Below are 18,900 nucleotides of genomic sequence, written 5' to 3'. Positions count from 1 at the left end.
GTTACCGGGATAGCGAATTCTTTTTCATGAAGATCAAGAGCGTCTTTCCCGGTAATCCGTGAAGAACCTTTTTTTTGCGGGTCGCAATTACAGATCCGATTCCTGCACCACCCGCACCTTGTCCGCGTCCAGCGCATACGCCGCATCGGCCAGGTCATTGCTGACCTTTTCGATCTTCAGCGTGCCGGTCACCCACAGCGGCGTGTAGATGTCATCCAGCTTCAAGCCTTTTGGATAACGCACCAGCACCAGTTGATTCGGCGGCGGTGGCGGCACATGAATGCACGCGCCCGGATACGGCACGAGGAAGAACAACGTGCTGCGCCCCTTGGCGTCGGACTCCAGCGGCACCGGATAACCGCCGATACGGATGTGCTTGTCGTTCATCGACGCCACGGTCTTGGTCGAATACATCACCGCCGGCAAGCCCTTGGCCTGCTTCATCCCGCCTTTCTGGGTGAAGGTGCCGGTGGCTTCCGGGGAGTTGTGGTCGATTTCAGGCATGGCCTCAAGGGCTTTCTGATCCGACTTGGGCATCAGTTCCAGCCAGTCGGTTTCCGGCAGATCACCGGCGTGAGCCAGACCGCTGCCCAGCAAAAGGAGAGTCAATAGAAGACGGCGCATGGAGGTGCTCGGTAAAGGATGCTCGAATAAGGAGGGAACGCTGAATCGCCGAGCATTCTAGCCCTCCCCGCCGGATTGGCAGAGAGGGCTTTGTCGCTTTGGATCAGTTCTTTTTGATCAGGCCGTAGATCACCAGCAGCACAATCGCGCCAACCAGCGCGCCAATGAAGCTTGCTGTTTCACCCGGCTGATAAATGCCCAGGGCCTGGCCGCCGTAAGTGGCTGCCAGCGAACCGCCGATACCGAGCAGGATGGTCATGATCCAGCCCATGCTGTCATCGCCCGGTTTCAGGAACCGCGCCAGCAGGCCGACGATGAGGCCGATAAAGATGGTTCCGATAATTCCCATGGCATTTCCCTCTGAATAGTAGATATGCCCAAGCCTAGTCAGACTTTGGCATCCTGCCATGAGAGAGCGGCGGCCCCCTAATGGTTCCGCCGCTGCCAGATGAAACTGTCGTTACTCGGCGATCAGTGCTTCGACCTTGAGGATCTGCTGCTCGAGAGTCGCCTTGTCCTTGCAGCGCAGATTGGCGTGACCGACCTTGCGCCCGGCCTTGAAGGCCTTGCCGTAGTGATGCAGATGGCAATCATCGATGGCGATGACTTTCTCCACCGGCGGCACGACGCCGATGAAGTTGAGCATCGCGCTCTCGCCGACCTTGGCAGTCGAACCCAGCGGCAGACCGGCAACGGCTCGCAGATGGTTTTCGAACTGGCTGCACTCGGCGCCTTCGGTGGTCCAGTGCCCGGAGTTGTGCACGCGCGGAGCGATTTCGTTGGCCTTGAGGCCACCGTCGACCTCAAAAAACTCGAACGCCATCACGCCGACATAATCCAGCTGCTTGAGCACGCGGCTGGAATAGTCTTCGGCCAGCGCCTGCAGCGGGTGATCGGAGCTGGCGACCGACAGCTTGAGGATGCCGCTGTCGTGAGTGTTGTGCACCAGCGGATAGAACCTGGTCTCGCCATCGCGGGCACGCACGGCGATCAGCGACACTTCGCCGGTGAACGGCACGAAGCCTTCCAGCAGGCAAGGCACGCTACCCAGTTCAGCGAAGGTATCGACCACGTCTTCCGGCTTGCGCAGGACTTTCTGGCCCTTGCCGTCGTAACCCAGGGTACGGGTTTTCAGCACGGCCGGCAGACCGATCGAAGCAACGGCGGCGTCCAGGTCGGCTTGCGACTGGATGTCGGCGAATGCCGGGGTCGGAATCCCGAGGTCCTTGAACATGCTCTTTTCGAACCAGCGGTCGCGAGCGATGCGCAGGGCTTCGGCACTCGGGTAGACCGGTACGAATTGCGAAAGGAAGGCCACGGTTTCGGCCGGGACGCTTTCGAACTCGAAGGTCACCAGATCGACTTCATCGGCCAATTGGCGCAGATGATCCTGATCGCCGTAATCGGCCCGCAGGTGTTCGCCCAGCGCAGCGGCGCAAGCGTCCGGCGCAGGGTCGAGGAAAGCGAAGTTCATGCCCAGCGGGGTGCCCGCCAGGGCCAACATGCGACCCAACTGGCCGCCACCGATTACACCGATCTTCATCTCAACAACCTCAGGCAATACGTGGGTCTGGATTGTCCAGGACGCTGTCTGTCTGCTCGGCACGGAAGGTCTTCAGTACCGCGTGGAATTGTGGATGCTTGGCGCCCAGGATGCTCGCCGACAACAGCGCGGCGTTAATCGCGCCCGCCTTGCCGATGGCCAGAGTGGCAACCGGAATACCGGCCGGCATCTGCACGATCGACAGCAGCGAGTCGACGCCCGAGAGCATGGCCGACTGCACCGGCACGCCCAGCACCGGCAGGTGGGTCTTGGCCGCACACATGCCTGGCAGGTGGGCTGCGCCACCGGCACCGGCGATGATCACCTCGATGCCGCGGCCTTCAGCCTCTTCGGCGTACTGGAACAGCAGATCCGGGGTGCGATGGGCGGAAACCACCTTGACCTCGTAAGGGATGCCGAGCTTTTCCAGCATATCGGCGGTGTGGCTAAGGGTGGACCAATCGGACTTGGAGCCCATGATCACGCCAACCAGTGCACTCATCGTCGCGCCTCTTCTCTCTGGGCGCCCGCAGGCGCGTCAAAAACAACAAGCCACGCAGGATGCGTGGCTTGTTGTAGGAAAAATGGCCGGACGAACCGGCCGAAGGCCGCGCAGTATACCGCAAAGAAAGCAATAAACAGCCCCCGTTGCGACCATCTGTCAAATGAGCCAAAGCCCCGGTTTTATTGACTCAAAGGTCAGCGCCAGCGCATTCAGGAAGATTGTGCCGCACCGCCTTCCAGCTTGCGCCACAACAACCGCACATTGGCCTTGCGCACCAGCGCACAGCGGTAGAGGCGAATCTCCAGTGGCACATGCCATTGCGGACCGCCGCAGATCACCAGTTCGCCCCGGGCCAGTTCGTTCCGCACACTCAACTGCGGAACCCAGGCAATGCCGAGGCCTTCCAGGGCCATGCTTTTAAGGCTGTCAGCCATAGCGGTTTCATAGATGGTGGTGAAGCGCAGCTGACGCTGACGCAGCAATCCGTTTACCGAACGCCCGAGAAACGCCCCGGCGCTGTACGCCAGCAATGGCACACTGCCCTCGCCTTCCAGATCGAACAGCGGTTTGCCGTTGGCATCCGCCGCACACACAGGAAGCATTTCGGTGTGGCCCAGGTGCAGCGACGGGAAGATTTCCGGGTCCATCTGCATGGCCGCGTCCGGGTCATAGAAGGCCAGCATCAGATCGCAGCCACCTTCACGCAGCGCGTGCACTGCGTCGCCGACGTTGGTCGCCACCAGCCGCGTGGCGATGTTCAGGCCTTCGTTGCGCAGTTGCGCGATCCAGCGAGGGAAAAAACCGAGGGCCAGCGAGTGCGCCGCCGCGACCTGGATCACTTCGCCCTGCCCGCCTTCCAGATGATGAAGATGGCGCAGCACTTCACCGAGCTGCTCGACCACGGTGCGCGCGGTCACCAGGAACAGTTGCCCCGCCGCTGTCAGCTCGACCGGCGTACGCGAGCGGTTGACCAGCGTCAGCCCGAGCGCCGCTTCCAGGCTGCGGATCCGCCGACTGAACGCCGGCTGGGTCACGAAGCGCCGTTCGGCCGCCTGCGAGAAGCTGCGGGTGGCGGCCAGAGCACTGAAGTCCTCGAGCCATTTGCTTTCCAGATTCATCACGTCCTCCCGGACACGCACCAAAACAGGTCACACGTCTGCCGCGCACGCGGCGTCACACGGGCATTATGCCGAATGTGCATAGGGCAGTGTTTAACAGCATTGGCCCAAAAACTCCCACAAGCCTAGCATTCGCAGCGTTCCGGCACAGACCGGGTCCATATCGAGATGATTTCTATCATGTCCTCCGCTGCATCATTCCGCACAGAAAACGACCTGCTTGGCGCCCTCGAAGTCCCTGCTCAAGCGTATTACGGCATCCAGACCCTGCGAGCGGTGAACAACTTCCGCCTCTCCGGCGTTCCGATTTCGCACTACCCGAAGCTGGTTGTCGGTCTGGCGATGGTCAAACAGGCCGCCGCTGACGCCAACCGTGAGCTGGGCCACCTGAGCGAAGCCAAGCACGCTGCCATCAGCGAAGCCTGTGCACGTCTGATCCGCGGTGATTTCCACGAAGAGTTCGTGGTCGACATGATTCAAGGTGGCGCCGGTACCTCCACCAACATGAACGCCAACGAAGTGATCGCCAACATCGCGCTGGAAGCGATGGGTCACCAGAAGGGCGAGTACCAGTACCTGCACCCGAACGACGACGTGAACATGGCGCAGTCGACCAACGACGCCTACCCGACCGCAATCCGTCTGGGTCTGCTGCTGGGTCACGACGCGCTGCTGGCCAGCCTCGACAGCCTGATTCAGGCATTCGCGGCCAAGGGTGAAGAATTCAACCACGTCCTGAAGATGGGTCGTACCCAGCTGCAAGACGCCGTGCCGATGACTTTGGGTCAAGAGTTCCGCGCCTTCGCCACCACCATGAGCGAAGACCTGGCCCGTCTCAAAACACTGGCTCCGGAAGTCCTGACCGAAGTGAACCTGGGCGGCACCGCGATCGGCACCGGCATCAACGCCGACCCGCGCTATCAGGCCCTGGCCGTAAAGCGTCTGGCGCTGATCAGCGGTCAGCCGCTGGTTCCAGCCGCCGACCTGATCGAAGCCACCTCCGACATGGGCGCCTTCGTGCTGTTCTCCGGCATGCTCAAGCGCACCGCGGTCAAGCTGTCGAAGATCTGCAACGACCTGCGTCTGCTGTCCAGCGGCCCGCGCACCGGCATCAACGAAATCAACCTGCCGGCGCGTCAGCCAGGCAGCTCGATCATGCCAGGCAAGGTCAACCCGGTCATCCCGGAAGCCGTGAACCAGGTGGCCTTCCAGGTCATCGGTAACGATCTGGCGCTGACCATGGCAGCCGAAGGCGGCCAACTGCAACTGAACGTGATGGAGCCGCTGATCGCTTTCAAGATCCTCGACTCGATCCGTCTGCTGCAACGCGCCATGGACATGCTGCGCGAGCACTGCATCGTCGGCATCACCGCCAACGAAGCGCGCTGCCGTGAACTGGTCGAACACTCGATCGGTCTGGTCACCGCACTGAACCCGTACATCGGCTACAAAAACGCCACCCGCATCGCCCGTATCGCCCTTGAAAGCGGCCGCGGCGTGCTGGAACTGGTGCGCGAAGAAGGTCTGCTCGACGAAGCCATGCTCGCCGACATCCTGCGCCCGGAAAACATGATTGCTCCGCGTCTGGTACCTCTGAAGGCCTGATCCGACGCGTTACTTGTAGCACCGCTCACCAGGTCGAGGGACTAGACACCTCTCACCTTTTGAGGGCTTGGGGAGCATTCCCCGAGCCCTTTTTTTTAACTGTTTGAACCTGAGAACCGTATGTATGGAAGCTGGCCGCAAACCGGCTCCCAGACAAGCCCGACGCCGGTAACGTCGGGTGTTTCAAAGCTTCGTTTCGTCGCTTGCACCACAACCGTGCAGACGGGCGCCGCACTGATCGGTATAGTGCCGCCCCTCTTCGCGTGAGCGGTCGTCGGTAACGAGGCCATAACCCATGCGAAACCCGAACTAATAACAAACCCGCGATATGGATCCGGGACGAAACCCTCGCCTCGCCCGTTGTGCCGCGCGCACACCGGTGTAACGCGATGTTTCCGACCATCCAGCATTTGCTTACACAATAAACAGCGAGGAAAAATCCATGCTCGAAGTCATCAACGACTTCCTCTCAGGGAAAGTACTGATCGTGCTCATTGTCGGGCTCGGTAGCTACTTCACGATTCGCTCGCGTTTCGTTCAATTGCGCCACTTCTTCCACATGTTCGCGGTGTTCCGCGACAGCCTCAAAGGCAACGCCGGGCAGCTCAGTTCGTTCCAGGCCCTGATGCTCAGCCTTGCCGGCCGCGTCGGTGCGGGCAACATCGCCGGTGTCGGCATCGCCGTGACCCTCGGTGGTCCGGGTGCGGTGTTCTGGATGTGGGTGACCGCTCTGGTCGGCATGTCCAGCAGCTTCTTCGAATGCACCCTGGCCCAGGTCTACAAGCGCGCCGACGGCGACGGCCTGTACCGTGGCGGTCCGGCTTACTACATCCAGCACGGCCTGAAACTCAAAGGCATGGCGGTGGTGTTCTCGATTCTGCTGCTGGTCACCTACGGCTTCGCCTTCATCGGCCTGCAGTCCTACACCGTGACCCACTCGCTGCAAAACGCCTTTGCCTTTGACCCGCAACACACCGGCATCGTCCTGGCTGTGCTGCTGGCCATTACCTTCATCGGTGGCATCAAGCGTATTGCCTCGGTGTCCGACCTGCTGGTACCGATCAAGACCCTGGCCTACATCGGCGTGACCCTGTACGTGATCGGCACCCAGATCGAACACGTGCCAGCCATGCTGGAAACCATCTTCAAGAGTGCCTTCGGCCTCGACCCGGCTTTCGGCGGCCTGCTTGGCAGCGCCATCGTCATGGGCGTGAAGCGTGGCGTATTCGCCAACGAAGCCGGTCTGGGCAGTGCGCCGAACGTCGCCGCCGTGGCCGCCGTGAAGCACCCTGGCGCTCAAGGCGTGGTTCAGGCGTTCAGCGTGTTCCTCGATACTTTCGTGATCTGCACCTGCACCGCGCTGCTGATCCTGCTGTCGGGCTTCTACACCCCGGGGTTCGAAGGTGACGGCATCGTCCTGACCCAGAACTCGCTGGCCGCCGTGGTCGGTGACTGGGGCCGCCTGTTCGTCAGCGTCGCGCTGTCGCTGTTCGTCTTTACTTGCATCCTCTACAACTACTATCTGGGCGAAAACAGCCTGCAATTCCTCACCCGCAACCGCGCTGTGCTGATGACGTTCCGCGGTCTGGTGCTGGCCCTGGTGGTCTGGGGTTCGATGCAGGATCTGTCGACCGTGTTCGCCTTCGCCGACATCACCATGACCTGCCTGGCCTTCGTCAACCTGATGGCACTGGCCATGCTGTTCAAGGTCGGCATGCGCGTGATGCGCGACTACGATGCGCAGCGCCGCGCCGGCGTCGACCAACCAGTGTTCGACTCCAGCAAGTTCAGCGACCTGGATCTGGACCTCAAAGCCTGGCCTGCCAATCCGTCGGCCGACACCCAGGCCAACACTCAGCCGCAAGGCATCCCGGCAGCGCAACGCTGATCGGGTAAAAACCGGGCGCAGCTCTTGCGCCCGGCGTGACACAGGCAGCGGTCGGCGTCATGCTCGACCGCCTGCTGTCCTCGCTCAGGAGAACTCCCCATGAATTCCTCGACCTACCCTGCCGCCCAGCACGTCATGGTGCTGTACACCGGTGGCACCATCGGCATGCAAGCCAGCGCCAATGGCCTGGCCCCGGCCTCCGGTTTCGAAGCGCGGATGCGCGACTACCTGCACAGCCAGCCTGAGCTGGTGGTGCCGCAGTGGCGCTTTCGCGAGATGTCGCCGCTGATCGACAGCGCCAACATGACCCCGGCCTACTGGCAGCAACTGCGTGAAGCGGTGGTCGACGCCGTTGATGTGCAGGGCTGCGACAGCGTGCTGATCCTGCATGGCACCGACACCCTGGCCTACAGCGCCGCCGCCATGAGCTTCCAATTGCTCGGCCTGCATGCCCGTGTGTGTTTCACCGGCTCGATGCTGCCGGCCGGCGTCACCGACAGCGACGCCTGGGAAAACCTCAGCGGCGCGCTGGTCGCCCTCGGCCAGGGCCTGGCGCCGGGCGTGCATCTGTATTTCCACGGCGAACTGCTGGTCCCGACCCGTTGCGCAAAAGTGCGCAGCTTCGGCCGTCATCCGTTCAAACGTCTGGAGCGTCAGGGCGGTGGCGTGAAAGCCACTTCCCTGCCGGCCGCGCTGAACTACAACCAGCCGAAGCAACTGGCCAGGGTTGCCGTGCTGCCGCTGTTCCCGGGCATCGGCGCCGAGATCATCGACGGCCTGCTCGATAGCGGCATCCAGGGTCTGGTGCTGGAGTGCTACGGCAGCGGCACCGGACCGAGCGATAACCCGGCGTTCCTGGCCAGCCTTGATCGGGCGCGCAATAACGGCGTGGTCGTGGTTGCGGTTACGCAGTGCCATGAGGGCGGTGTGGAGCTGGATGTCTACGAAGCCGGCAGCCGTCTGCGCGGGGTTGGCGTGTTGTCCGGCGGCGGGATGACCCGTGAGGCGGCATTCGGCAAGTTGAATGCATTGCTCGGCGCAGGGCTGGATGTCGCGCAGGTTCGCCGGTTGATGGAACTGGACTTGTGCGGGGAGCTGCTCTGAGTAACACAGACCTGCGATCTGATGCCTGAAACAAGCAGGCCCTCCCCAGGGAGAGCCTGCACCAACAATTACTCTTCAGCCAAATCAAAACTTCCCGCAAACTTCCTTTTTCCATTGTCGAAATCAACACTGACGATACCTTTGAACGCCATCCACGGAAACCCCGTTACACGCTCCAGCTTTACTGTCCCTAACCCATCGAGATACAAAACATCGTCCGTCGTAATCTCGAAATGTGCGTGCTCCGGAATTTTAACTTCCGTGCCCAGGTATTCTTGTTTTACCAGCAGCGTAATTTTGTTCTTGAAACTTTGGCCGTCATAGTCAGCAAACACTAGAGCAACGCCTTCTTTATCGAGGCGCAATCCAGGTAGCGCAAAGTTCCCACCATCCAAAAGCCCTCTGATCATGCCCTTCGGCAGGGAAGCCGCTGAAGATCGGGTGTTGTTGACCTGCGAACCATTGTTATCCATAGCCGTTCTCCGAAATTTATTGGAACCTCAAAACAACAAGTGCACTTACAATCGAAACTAGCAACAGACCCACTGGCAGTCAAATATCAACACGACAAATAAAAAAATGTTTTCAATCAGCCAATATAACTGACGAACGGCAGCGTTTTCGCGAAAAACCTGTCAACTTTGACAGTTGTCGAATGATTGTTTTTATTTTAAGTTTCAAGTGCCAACAGCAATAACTTCAACTTAACCGAAAAATAAAACTTCAGTTATCAACATCGACAAGTTATTAACCGGGCCATCGCTTGATTAATGCAGGCATGCTGGCGGCACACAATTTGCTCATTATTCCGGTATCCCCAAGGCTGGAAGTCCTCGATGCTCCACTCCCACCTCACCACCCTCAACGCCGTCGCCCTGGTGCTCAACACCTTCAGGGATCAAGGCCTGTCCAGCGAAGCGCTGCTGGCCGGCAGCGGTATCAGCGCGGCGGATCTGAGCCGGGCCGACACCCGCATCACCACCAATCAGGAGATGCAGGTCTGCGCCAACGCGGTCGCGCTCAAGCACGACATTGGCCTGGAACTGGGCCGGCGCATGCATGTTTCCTGCTACGGCATCCTCGGTTACGCGCTGCTGACCTGTGCCACCTTCGGTGACGCTTTGCGGCTGGCGATCCGTTATCCGGCGCTGCTGGGAACACTTTTCGAACTGAGCCTGGAAGACGACGGCGAGCGCGTCTGGTTCGTCGCCGCCGATTACCGCGAGAGCCCGGCAATGGCGGTGTTCAATGCCGAGTTCTGCCTGGTGTCGCTGAAAGTCATCTGCGATGACTTGCTCGGTCATCCGCTACCGCTGCTCGCCACCCGCTTCGAGCACACCGCGCCAGATTATCGCGACAGCTACGCCGAACACTTCAAGGCACCTGTGCACTTCGGCGCCAAGGACAATGCTTTCGCCTTCGACCGGCGCTGGCTCGACCAACCGCTGCCGCTGGCCGACATCATCACCCACCAGGCCATGGCCGAGCGCTGCCGCAAGCAGAACACCGAGTTCACCGGTCGTCAGGCGTGGCTGGGGCGGATCCGTCAGTTGCTCAGCGCGCAACTCAACGCCGCACCGGGGCTGGAAGGTCTGGCGCAGCAGATGAACTGCTCGCCGCGTACCTTGCGCCGGCATCTGAAGGACATGGGTTGCAGTTATCAGGAACTGCTCGACGAACTGCGTTTCGAGCGAGCCAAACAGATGCTGTGCGAGGACCAGTTGCCGATCTACCGCATCGCCGAAACCCTGGGTTTCAGCGAAACCGCGAGCTTCCGCCATGCGTTCGTGCGCTGGAGCGGCGTGGCGCCGAGTCAGTTCCGTCCACACGGTTAAACCGTCCAGGGGCGATATCAGGTCAGCATTTTTGGCCACATCGATCCCCTTTTGGCCTCTCTGGCCGTTCTCCGATTCGCTCCGCGCCGCAACACTGGGATCAACCGAATCAGCCCCTGCGGAGAACAACAAATGCTGACGATCTACTCTGACGATCACCACCTGCACCATGGCCGCTGCGAATTGATCGACGGGCAACTCAAGCCTTGCTTCGAGATGCCGTCGCGCGCCGACCACGTGCTGCAACGGGTAAAACATCAAAACCTCGGCCCGGTCGAGGCGCCGAAGGATTTCGGCCTCGGGCCGATCGAGCGCATCCACAGCCGCGACTACCTCGACTTCTTCAAAGGCGCCTGGGCGCGCTGGACCGAATTCAACACCGACGGCGACTTGCTGCCTTACACCTGGCCGGCGCGCACCTTGCGCCAGGTCAAACCGACCAGCCTGCACGGCCAGCTCGGCTATTACAGCTTCGACGGCGGCGCACCGATCACCGCCGGTACCTGGCAAGCCGCCTACAGCGCAGCCCAAGTGGCGTTGACCGCTCAAGCGGAAATCCAGCGCGGCGCCCGTGGCGCCTTCGCCCTGTGCCGTCCGCCGGGACACCACGCCGCCGGCGATTTGATGGGCGGTTATTGCTACCTCAACAACGCCGCCATCGCCGCGCAGGCTTTCCTTGATCAGGGCCACAAGAAGGTCGCGATCCTCGACGTCGACTACCACCACGGCAACGGCACCCAATCGATTTTTTATGAGCGTAGCGACGTGCTGTTCACCTCGATCCACGGCCACCCGGAAGCGGAGTTCCCGTTCTTCCTCGGCTACGAAGACGAGCGCGGCGAAGGCGCCGGTGAAGGCTTCAACTTCAACTATCCGCTGCCGGCCGGTTCCGGCTGGGATGTCTGGAGCGCGGCGCTGGATCAGGCCTGCCAGGAGATCGACAACTACGGCGCCGACATCATCGTCGTGTCGCTGGGCGTCGACACCTTCAAGGACGACCCGATCTCGCAGTTCAAGCTCGACAGCCCCGATTACCTGGCGATGGGCAAGCGCATCGCGGCTCTCGGCAAACCGACCCTGTTCGTCATGGAAGGTGGCTACGCGGTGGAAGAAATCGGCATCAACGCGGTGAACGTGCTTGAAGGTTTCGAACAATGAGCAGACTCAAGCACCTCATCGCGCCGGTGTTGTGCGCAGCGCTGCTGAGCGGCGCGGCGCAGGCGGAGGAACGCACCCTGCGCGTCTACAACTGGTTCGACTACATCACCCCCAAAGCACTGGAAGACTTCAAGGCGCAGAACAGCCAGACCAAACTGGTCTACGACATCTTCGACACCAACGAAGCACTGGAGGCCAAACTGCTGACCGGCAATTCGGGCTACGACGTGGTGGTGCCGTCCAACGTGTTCCTCGCCAAGCAGATCGAGGCCGGGGTATTCCAGCCGCTGGATCGTAGTCAGTTGCCGAACTGGAATCACCTCGACCCGAAACTGATGAAGCTGATCGAGGCCAACGATCCGGGCAACAAATTCGCCGTGCCCTACATGTACGGCACCATCCTGATCGGCTTCAACCCGGCCAAGGTCAAGGCAGCGCTGGGCGACAACGCGCCGGTGGACAGCTGGGAGCTGATCTTCAAAGAGGAGAACATCAGCAAGCTCAAGCAGTGCGGCGTGGCCCTGCTCGACTCGCCGTCGGAAATCCTGCCGCTGGCCCTGCAACACCTCGGCCTGGATCCCAACAGCAAGAACCCGGCGGACTACGCCAAGGCTGAAGCGCTGCTGTTGAAGATCCGCCCGTACGTGACCTACTTCCATTCGTCCAAGTACATGGCCGATATCGCCAACGGTGACATCTGCGTCGCGGTCGGTTACTCGGGCAGCTTCTCGCAAGCCGCCAACCGCGCCAGGGAAGCGAAGAACGGCGTGGTGGTGGACATGCGCCTGCCGAAGGAAGGCGCGCCGATCTGGTTCGACATGCTCGCCATCCCCAAAGGCGCGAAGAACCCGCAGGACGCCTACACCTTCATCAACTACCTGCTGCAACCACAGGTGATTGCGCCGGTGAGTGACTTCGTCGGTTATCCGAACCCGAACAAGGACGCCACCGAACGTGTCGACCCGGCGATTCGCAACAACCCGAATCTGTACCCGACCGATGCGGCGATGAACACGCTCTACACCCTGCAACCGTTACCACGGGATGCAGAACGGGCGCGGACCCGGGCGTGGACCAGGATCAAGTCCGGCACTTGAAACCAGCCATTGAAAAAGACCCGCCTTCGCGGGTCTTTTTTTGCGCTATCCCTGTACCGCACCGTGTCGCCGGCGCCCTTATCTATCTACCACCGCACAGGCAAAAACCCGGCTTACCGTGGACCGGAATCGAAGTAGCAATCCCGCTACCTTCTTCACCCATGGAACAGGCCCGTGAATACACCTGCAGTGACACACGACGTGTCCCCTCCCTTGCTGAAACAGAGCCGACTGGTCGAAATGGCCAGTCAAGGCTATTCGCTGCATCAGATCGCCTCGACACTGTTGCGTACAGTATTGAGCGAACGCTACCCCGACCAGCACCTCGATCCGGATAACACCCTGCTCGCCACACCGGTACGCAACATGGATGCGCCGCAGATGACCGTCGAAGCCTGCAACTTCGAAACGCTGACCCACGTCCTGATACAACAAAGCCTGCACAAGACCACCGCCGAGTTCATCGAAGGTGAACACTTCCTGACAGGCATGCCCCTCTCCAATCCACCGCTCCATCTGGCAGTGAGCATGGATGAACTCACCTTATTGATGAACGAACATGCCCCTCTGCTGTTCGTCGCATTTCAGCAGCGCCAGCTGGATTACTGGAATGAAACCGAACAGGACCAGCCCCGTTGGCGAGTACTGTCCGACCAACTGCGCTCGGCTGTCGATGTTCAGACCGCCAGTGGCTGGGATAGCGACGCGTGCCTGCTGGCGCGCTTCGTCGCGCAGTACCCGGACAAAGCCGAACGCCCGACCGCCAGCGATCATTTCACCGCACTGCGAGCCTGCATCATGGACATCGACCAGGTCGATGGCAGCACCGTCTCGCATGCGCTTGTCGCCGGCGCCCTGGTCATCACGGCAACCCTCGGCAAACGGCAGCGAATTCTGCTGCACACCATTGACGACGGCTATGAATCGTTCGATTCACTGGAACAACTGGGAGACTCCCTGCCGGAACGTATCGATCCCGAACACCCACAACCACCGCTGCAGTGGCGCCTGATCGAACCCGACGGCAATATCTTCGACGCTGTTGCCCAGGCACTCGTTGCCAATCAATTGGTCGCCATCGCGGCAATGGATCCCGCCAGTCAGCACCTCGACAACCGGGTCATGGCTGGCTCACAGAACACCAACCGACTCAGCCCGCCGGAACGAAACCGGATCAACCAGTTGGAAAAGGCAATTCCAGACTGGTTGAAAGCGGCGTCGGCGACGGACCTGCAAACCTACAGCCGCTACCTGGTCGACCTCGGCGCGTTGCGTCAGGAGGCTGCGGACGGCGCGTTCAAGGTCGATGACCTTCCTGCAATCAAACCCTACGCCGAGCAAAAAATGCAGGAGGCAATACTGGCCGATACCCGCGCGGAGGGGGCCGCCGACCTGCCGCTGGACCGCTTGCGAATCACCGTGACCGACAGCATGGAAACGGCTGGCTTCACCCTCGCCAATCCCTTGAGTCGGGTTCGCGAGACGCTGGGTGAATTCGCCTTGCAAAACACCCCGCCGTATCAGGCAAGCATCGACTTCGACGATGGCCGGGCCTTACCGGCGTGGCTGACGGTCGATTACCTGAGTGCCCTGGCAGAGCAGGTCGACATTGGCCTCCACTACCCGAAACTGATCAAGCGCAACCTTATCGACGACCCGGTCCGTGCTGCCGAACAGAAGACTCGCTACACGCGCCAACTGCCCATACTCCTGCCGTTGCTGGCGCTGGAATGCAAACTCCGACATCTGGGTGGCGTCGATGAACGGGGTCACGCCTGCATCCGTCAGTTGATGGACGCCATCACAGGCGATCAACCGTCGCAGGAGCATCCGGTGACCATCCGCCCACTGGCGTTTACCCCCGTTCGCCGCCTGAGCGGTCAGTCAGACACCGTGACCAACATGTTCATCATTGCCCCCCGCGATCATCGCCAGGGGCCTTGCCTGTTGTATCGACCGATGACGGACATGCCACTGATGCAGTTCGCATCCCTGCAAAATCTGATGTACGCGCTGTACCAGCCCGGAGAATTGCGCAGTTCCGTACTGGCCTGGCTCGGCTCGCCTTCGCTGAGTTTCGAATACTCGCAGTATGTTTTTGCAACAGGGCTCCCTTCCCCGTGGACGGTGACCCAACTGGTGTTCGAACCCTTCATGCATCTGGACCTGACCGGCCCCATCAAACTGGCGAACCAGCCTCTGACGGGAGACATTCTGGGCACCTTGCATGCAGCCAATAGTCGGGCATTGATCGAACTCGCCGACCGCCAATCAGTGTCCAACAGCGAGCGGCGCTGGGCATTGCTGGCCGAAAGCGGCTGGGCGATCTTCAGTATCGCCTCCAGTTTCATGAGCGGAGCGGCAGGTGCCGCCGTATGGGTCTGGCAGACCATCGAACAGATTCAGCAAGCCATCGATGCCCATGAACGCGGCGATGACCTGATGACCTGGCAATCGACTGCCGACATTCTGATGACACTCGGCATTCTGTTGACCCACCGGGTCGTCGCACGGCGCAACCGCTCGCTGAATCCGCAATTGAGCGCGACCCATGAAACGCCGCAAACCTTGCGGGAAGCCGAAGAACCTTTCGAAAACCAGCCAACGGAGTTGTCACCTGCCCCGAAGGCTGTCACCCACGATCCTGTCACCCTCACCGGAGACATCCCCGCCGGCCATCTCACACTGCTGGAACCTGCGCTCCTCCCGCGACCGGACTCCAGCGAGCGCTTCACTGCGATGCTCGACAGTTTCAAGGTCGAGGCCCCTGACCTGCACGACAAACAGGTGTCATCGACCAACCACCTCTATACGGTCGCGGACAAGACCTATGCCCAGGTCGGCAGCCGCTGGTTTCAAGTCAGTGCCCGCAAGGACGAGCCGGTGTACATCATTCATCCGCACGACCCGCTACGCACCGGCATGCCCCTGAAATATGACGACAAATCCGGACAATGGCACTGGGACCCGAAACTGCGCTTGCGTGGGGGCGGTCCGACCGGTCGCCTCGACGCGCTACGGCGCGCCAAGGAACAAGAGAAGGACGCCGCGTGGCAAGCCCTGCAACTGTTCTTCTCACGTGAACCGGCAAACAAGCGCGACATGCTGACCGAATTGCTCGCCTTGCCCAATGACAACAGCGAAGCCACCTATTCGCGCGCTGCGCCACGTTACCTGGACCTGGCCATGACGAATGGGACGGGCTACACCCAGGCGCTGGAACAGCTCGCGACCTGGCACCAGAACGGTGGCGGCGGTGTTTTCTACCAGGCACAACTGATGCGCATGACCGCCGAGCAGCATCGCTGCCTGGGTTCATGGCTGCGGGTGAAGATACGCCTGTATGCGATGACGTCCAAAAGGATCGCGGACAGCTTTGACAACAGTTCTCCCCTGTCACGCAGTGAACAGATCGACATCGCGACCCGAGCCACAGCACTCAGTGACGAAATGATCGCCACCCTTCAGACGCTGAATCGCTCTCTGCTTGTACTGGTCAAGCATTCCGGCAAAAGCGCAAAACTGGCCGCAGACTTGAAACGGTTGATGCCCGCTTACGGCGAACTTGATCTGAAGGCCAACGAAATCGGCATGTCCTTTGAACGCTGCGTCGTCGAACATCCCGGACCGGAAATGGACGCCGCCCGGCAGGACATCGGCATCATCACCGTCAAGGCTGCAGATGCCGCTCACGAGCTGCTCGGACTTTCACGCACAACCGCCACTGCGGACGGAAAAGCCGCGCGTATCGAGCAGTTTTCACACTGGAATGACCTTCTCTCCAGTCTCGACGATCAGATGGAACAGTTGCCCGCCAAACACCCTGCACAGTTCATCCAGGCCAGGATCGACAGGATTCGCGAACTGATCGGCGAGTTCCGCGAGCTGGCCCGCGAGCGCCTGATCGCCGAAGTCCCCGAGCCTCAAGTCGAGCCCATCGCGACACCCGCCAGACAGGATCCGCAGCCCTCGACTTCGCAACCGAAGGTCAAAGTCAGCAAAACCCGTCCGCGCCAGAATACCGCCGAACAGGCCCGCTTGCCCGGTACGACCCAGTCGGACGAAGAATCACCGTTCGTGAAAATTTCCGCTCGACCACCGAAACCGGCACAGTCAGTCGAGGACAGTGACCTGATCAACAAAGCGCAGGAGCTGAGCTATGACATCAACGACTTCATCACGAGGACTCGCGAAAGTGCCCGGCGTCCGGGGCGCATTCCCGCTGATATCAGAGACATGTTCGACCAGCAGGCCGCACGCCTGGAACAGGCGGCCAATGACGTGGACACGGTATTTGCCAAAAGGCGCGCAGCCAAACTGGATTCCTGGCCGGTTGCCGCTCTCAGTCCGGATCTGCGTGCCGGCGCGACCATCACACGCACCGAAGGCAACGCCGTCTACGGGGAGATGCTCAAGCAGCGCAAGCCCCGGGAAACCTATTTCCACTGGCTGTACGACAACGGTCAGGTCGACGTCGTCAAGGACGAACGCGGTCGCATCCGAACCCGACAGCGGGGTGATTACTTTCAGGAATACCGGATTCTCGACAAGGCCAAAGGAGGACGACCGATGTGGGTGGCGCATTTCCACTACGAACGAAAGAGTGACGCGGATGCCCAGTACACCATCGCCCACCTGAAATTCGCTGATGCCTATCTGCAGACCCTCGATGAAAAGACCCGTCAGACATTGAGCACCTTCGATGCCGTCGACAATGCAATGCGCCGCATCGTCGACCCGACGGTGCGTGACCTGTTCCTCAAGCCACAGCCGGCGGGCACCCGATAACTATTCACACCAGACAGAGCGCAGGCGGGCCAGAGCCGACTCGATTGCCGGCTCCGGCACCGCCGCAAAGCCCAGCACCAGACCGGCCCGCTGATCGAGCGGCGTCACCGAATCCGGCAGCCAATACTTGCTCAGGCCCTGGACTTCCACCTCCACACTGGCGGCTTGCTCTATCAACTGCTGCTCACGGGCCACGCTGTCGACTGCCACCGTGAGATGCAGTCCGGCCGACACAGCCGGCAATTCGCCGACGCCCGCCAGGCCTTGAGGCCAGCCGTTGATCAAGGCATTGCGCCGATTCACAGCCGCGCGACGCATCCGCCGGATGTGCCGCTGGAAGTGCCCGGCCGCCATGAACTCGGCCATCACCGCCTGGGTGCTGACTTCAGAATGCCGGACATCCACCGCACGTCGTTGCGCAAACGCTTTCACCAACCCCGGAGGCAGCACCAGATAACCCAGACGCAGCGCCGGGAACGCGACTTTGCCGAAGGTGCCGACGTACAACACACGACCCTGGCGGTCGAGCGCAGCCAACGGGGCCAAGGGCGCGCCGGTGTAGCGATATTCGCCGTCGTAGTCGTCCTCGACGATCCAGCCCCCGGTGCGCTCGGCCCAGTCCAGCAGTTCCAGACGTCGCGCCAGGCTCATCACTACCCCGGTCGGGTACTGATGAGACGGCGTGACATACGCCACCCGGCAATCTTCGGCAGCCGCCAGTGCCGCGCAGTCGATGCCCTCTTCGTCCACGGCAATGCCATGCAGCCGACCACCGGCCAGCGCGAAGGCATGACCCGCTGCGCGATAGCCGGGATTCTCGATGCCCACCCCGGCGCCCGGTTCAACCAGCAACTGTGCACAAAGGCTGATTCCCTGTTGTGCGCCACTGGTGATCACAATTTGCTCAGCGGAACACTGCATGCCGCGCGAACTGCGCAAATAAGCGGCGATCAGACCACGCAGACGCGCATCGCCCGCCGGGTCGCCGTAACACAGTTGCTGCAAGTCGGGTTTGCGCCAGAAGGCCGCGTTCAGCTTGGCCCAGACGTCGAACGGAAACAGATCGAAGGCCGGAACACCGACCCGGAATGCTCGTGGCGGACCACTGGGTGGCGTCGGCAAATGGTTGCGCTCAAGCCGTTGCAACGCACAGCTGTGGATAACTTCTCTGGATAAATCACCAGTGGAATTAAGCGAAATTGTGGATAAGGCTGTGGGTAAGGTTGTTGAAAACCCTGTGGATACTTTTGTGGATAATTTTCGTGCCGGTGTCACCGATTGCGGCAACTGCGCCACATAAGTGCCGTCCCCGACACGGCCTTCGATGAAACCTTCGGCATACAGCTGATCGTAAGCGCGCACCACGCTGTTTCGGGAAATCCCCAACGCTGTCGCCAGATCGCGGCTGGCCGGCAGGCGCGTGCCGCTGGCCAGTCGCCCGTCCAGCACCCGCATGCGCAAGGCCTGGTAGAGCTGACAGCTCAGGCCTTTGCGGCGGTCGAGTTCGATACCGGCGGGGTTGAACGGCAGCGACAGCGTGGGCGAATCGGGCATGAAAATGGACCTATGAAATTGGTCATCAATGGCTCTTACAACAGACCAATAGCCTGCCTACGATGCAGGCATTCGCCAAGG

14 protein-coding genes are annotated in these 18,900 nt (G+C 60.9%); 7 read left to right on the top strand and 7 right to left on the bottom strand.

What is annotated here, in order from left to right; genetic code table 11:
• Window positions 1-87: 87 nt before the first annotated feature.
• The 5 genes from MKZ87_RS22980 to MKZ87_RS22960 all read right to left on the bottom strand — a co-directional run bounded on the left by MKZ87_RS22980 (window position 88) and on the right by MKZ87_RS22960 (window position 3,790).
• Window positions 88-624, bottom strand: a complete 537-nt coding sequence (locus MKZ87_RS22980; RefSeq protein ID WP_085696744.1) for a DUF3299 domain-containing protein — start codon at window positions 622-624, stop codon at window positions 88-90.
• Window positions 625-727: 103 nt separating this feature from the next.
• A complete protein-coding gene (locus tag MKZ87_RS22975; RefSeq protein WP_085702294.1) occupies window positions 728-973 on the bottom strand; it encodes a GlsB/YeaQ/YmgE family stress response membrane protein in 246 nt (81 codons plus the stop codon).
• A 111-nt stretch (window positions 974-1,084) separates the two neighbouring features.
• Window positions 1,085-2,167: a 5-(carboxyamino)imidazole ribonucleotide synthase gene (locus MKZ87_RS22970; protein WP_085702293.1), complete on the bottom strand. Its 1,083-nt coding sequence runs from the start codon at window positions 2,165-2,167 to the stop codon at window positions 1,085-1,087.
• Window positions 2,168-2,177: 10 nt separating this feature from the next.
• Window positions 2,178-2,669: a 5-(carboxyamino)imidazole ribonucleotide mutase gene (purE, locus tag MKZ87_RS22965; protein ID WP_007954291.1), complete on the bottom strand. Its 492-nt coding sequence runs from the start codon at window positions 2,667-2,669 to the stop codon at window positions 2,178-2,180.
• Window positions 2,670-2,881: 212 nt separating this feature from the next.
• A complete protein-coding gene (locus MKZ87_RS22960) occupies window positions 2,882-3,790 on the bottom strand; it encodes a LysR substrate-binding domain-containing protein (protein ID WP_085702292.1) in 909 nt (302 codons plus the stop codon).
• Window positions 3,791-3,970: 180 nt separating this feature from the next.
• Between MKZ87_RS22960 and aspA the strand changes: the two genes are divergently transcribed.
• The 3 genes from aspA to MKZ87_RS22945 all read left to right on the top strand — a co-directional run bounded on the left by aspA (window position 3,971) and on the right by MKZ87_RS22945 (window position 8,387).
• On the top strand, window positions 3,971-5,395 hold the full coding sequence (aspA, locus tag MKZ87_RS22955) for an aspartate ammonia-lyase (protein WP_085696738.1): 1,425 nt from the start codon (window positions 3,971-3,973) through the stop codon (window positions 5,393-5,395).
• A gap of 442 nt (window positions 5,396-5,837) precedes the next feature.
• The gene (locus MKZ87_RS22950; protein ID WP_085696737.1) at window positions 5,838-7,283 is read left to right on the top strand and encodes an alanine/glycine:cation symporter family protein; all 1,446 of its coding nucleotides are present in this window, start codon (window positions 5,838-5,840) and stop codon (window positions 7,281-7,283) included.
• Between the two features lie 99 nt (window positions 7,284-7,382).
• Window positions 7,383-8,387 (top strand): asparaginase, encoded by a 1,005-nt coding sequence (locus MKZ87_RS22945; RefSeq protein WP_085702291.1) that lies wholly within the window; start codon window positions 7,383-7,385, stop codon window positions 8,385-8,387.
• A gap of 68 nt (window positions 8,388-8,455) precedes the next feature.
• Here the strand turns inward: MKZ87_RS22945 and MKZ87_RS22940 are convergent, their stop codons facing one another.
• Window positions 8,456-8,860: a hypothetical protein gene (locus MKZ87_RS22940; RefSeq protein ID WP_085702290.1), complete on the bottom strand. Its 405-nt coding sequence runs from the start codon at window positions 8,858-8,860 to the stop codon at window positions 8,456-8,458.
• A gap of 363 nt (window positions 8,861-9,223) precedes the next feature.
• Here MKZ87_RS22940 and MKZ87_RS22935 point away from each other — a divergent pair, with 363 nt between their 5' ends.
• From MKZ87_RS22935 to MKZ87_RS22920, 4 genes are all read left to right on the top strand, one after another.
• Window positions 9,224-10,222, top strand: coding sequence for an AraC family transcriptional regulator (locus tag MKZ87_RS22935; RefSeq protein WP_085696734.1), 999 nt, complete (start codon window positions 9,224-9,226; stop codon window positions 10,220-10,222).
• Between the two features lie 132 nt (window positions 10,223-10,354).
• Window positions 10,355-11,380, top strand: coding sequence for a histone deacetylase family protein (locus tag MKZ87_RS22930; protein ID WP_085696733.1), 1,026 nt, complete (start codon window positions 10,355-10,357; stop codon window positions 11,378-11,380).
• A complete protein-coding gene (locus MKZ87_RS22925) occupies window positions 11,377-12,477 on the top strand; it encodes a polyamine ABC transporter substrate-binding protein (RefSeq protein ID WP_085702289.1) in 1,101 nt (366 codons plus the stop codon). The genes MKZ87_RS22930 and MKZ87_RS22925 overlap by 4 nt, the downstream gene beginning before the upstream one ends.
• A 174-nt stretch (window positions 12,478-12,651) precedes the next feature.
• Window positions 12,652-17,265, top strand: coding sequence for a dermonecrotic toxin domain-containing protein (locus MKZ87_RS22920; RefSeq protein ID WP_234206166.1), 4,614 nt, complete (start codon window positions 12,652-12,654; stop codon window positions 17,263-17,265).
• On the opposite strand, the gene MKZ87_RS22915 is transcribed toward MKZ87_RS22920, so the two are convergent.
• Entirely contained in the window at window positions 17,266-18,819 is a 1,554-nt protein-coding gene (locus tag MKZ87_RS22915; protein ID WP_234206167.1) for a PLP-dependent aminotransferase family protein, read from the bottom strand.
• Between the last annotated feature and the right edge of the window lie 81 nt (window positions 18,820-18,900).

It is taken from the genome of Pseudomonas sp. MCal1 (assembly GCF_026341415.1).
Lineage (GTDB): Bacteria > Pseudomonadota > Gammaproteobacteria > Pseudomonadales > Pseudomonadaceae > Aquipseudomonas.
Note: the sequence above shows the minus strand (reverse complement) of the source record. Positions and strands in the feature narration are given on the sequence as shown.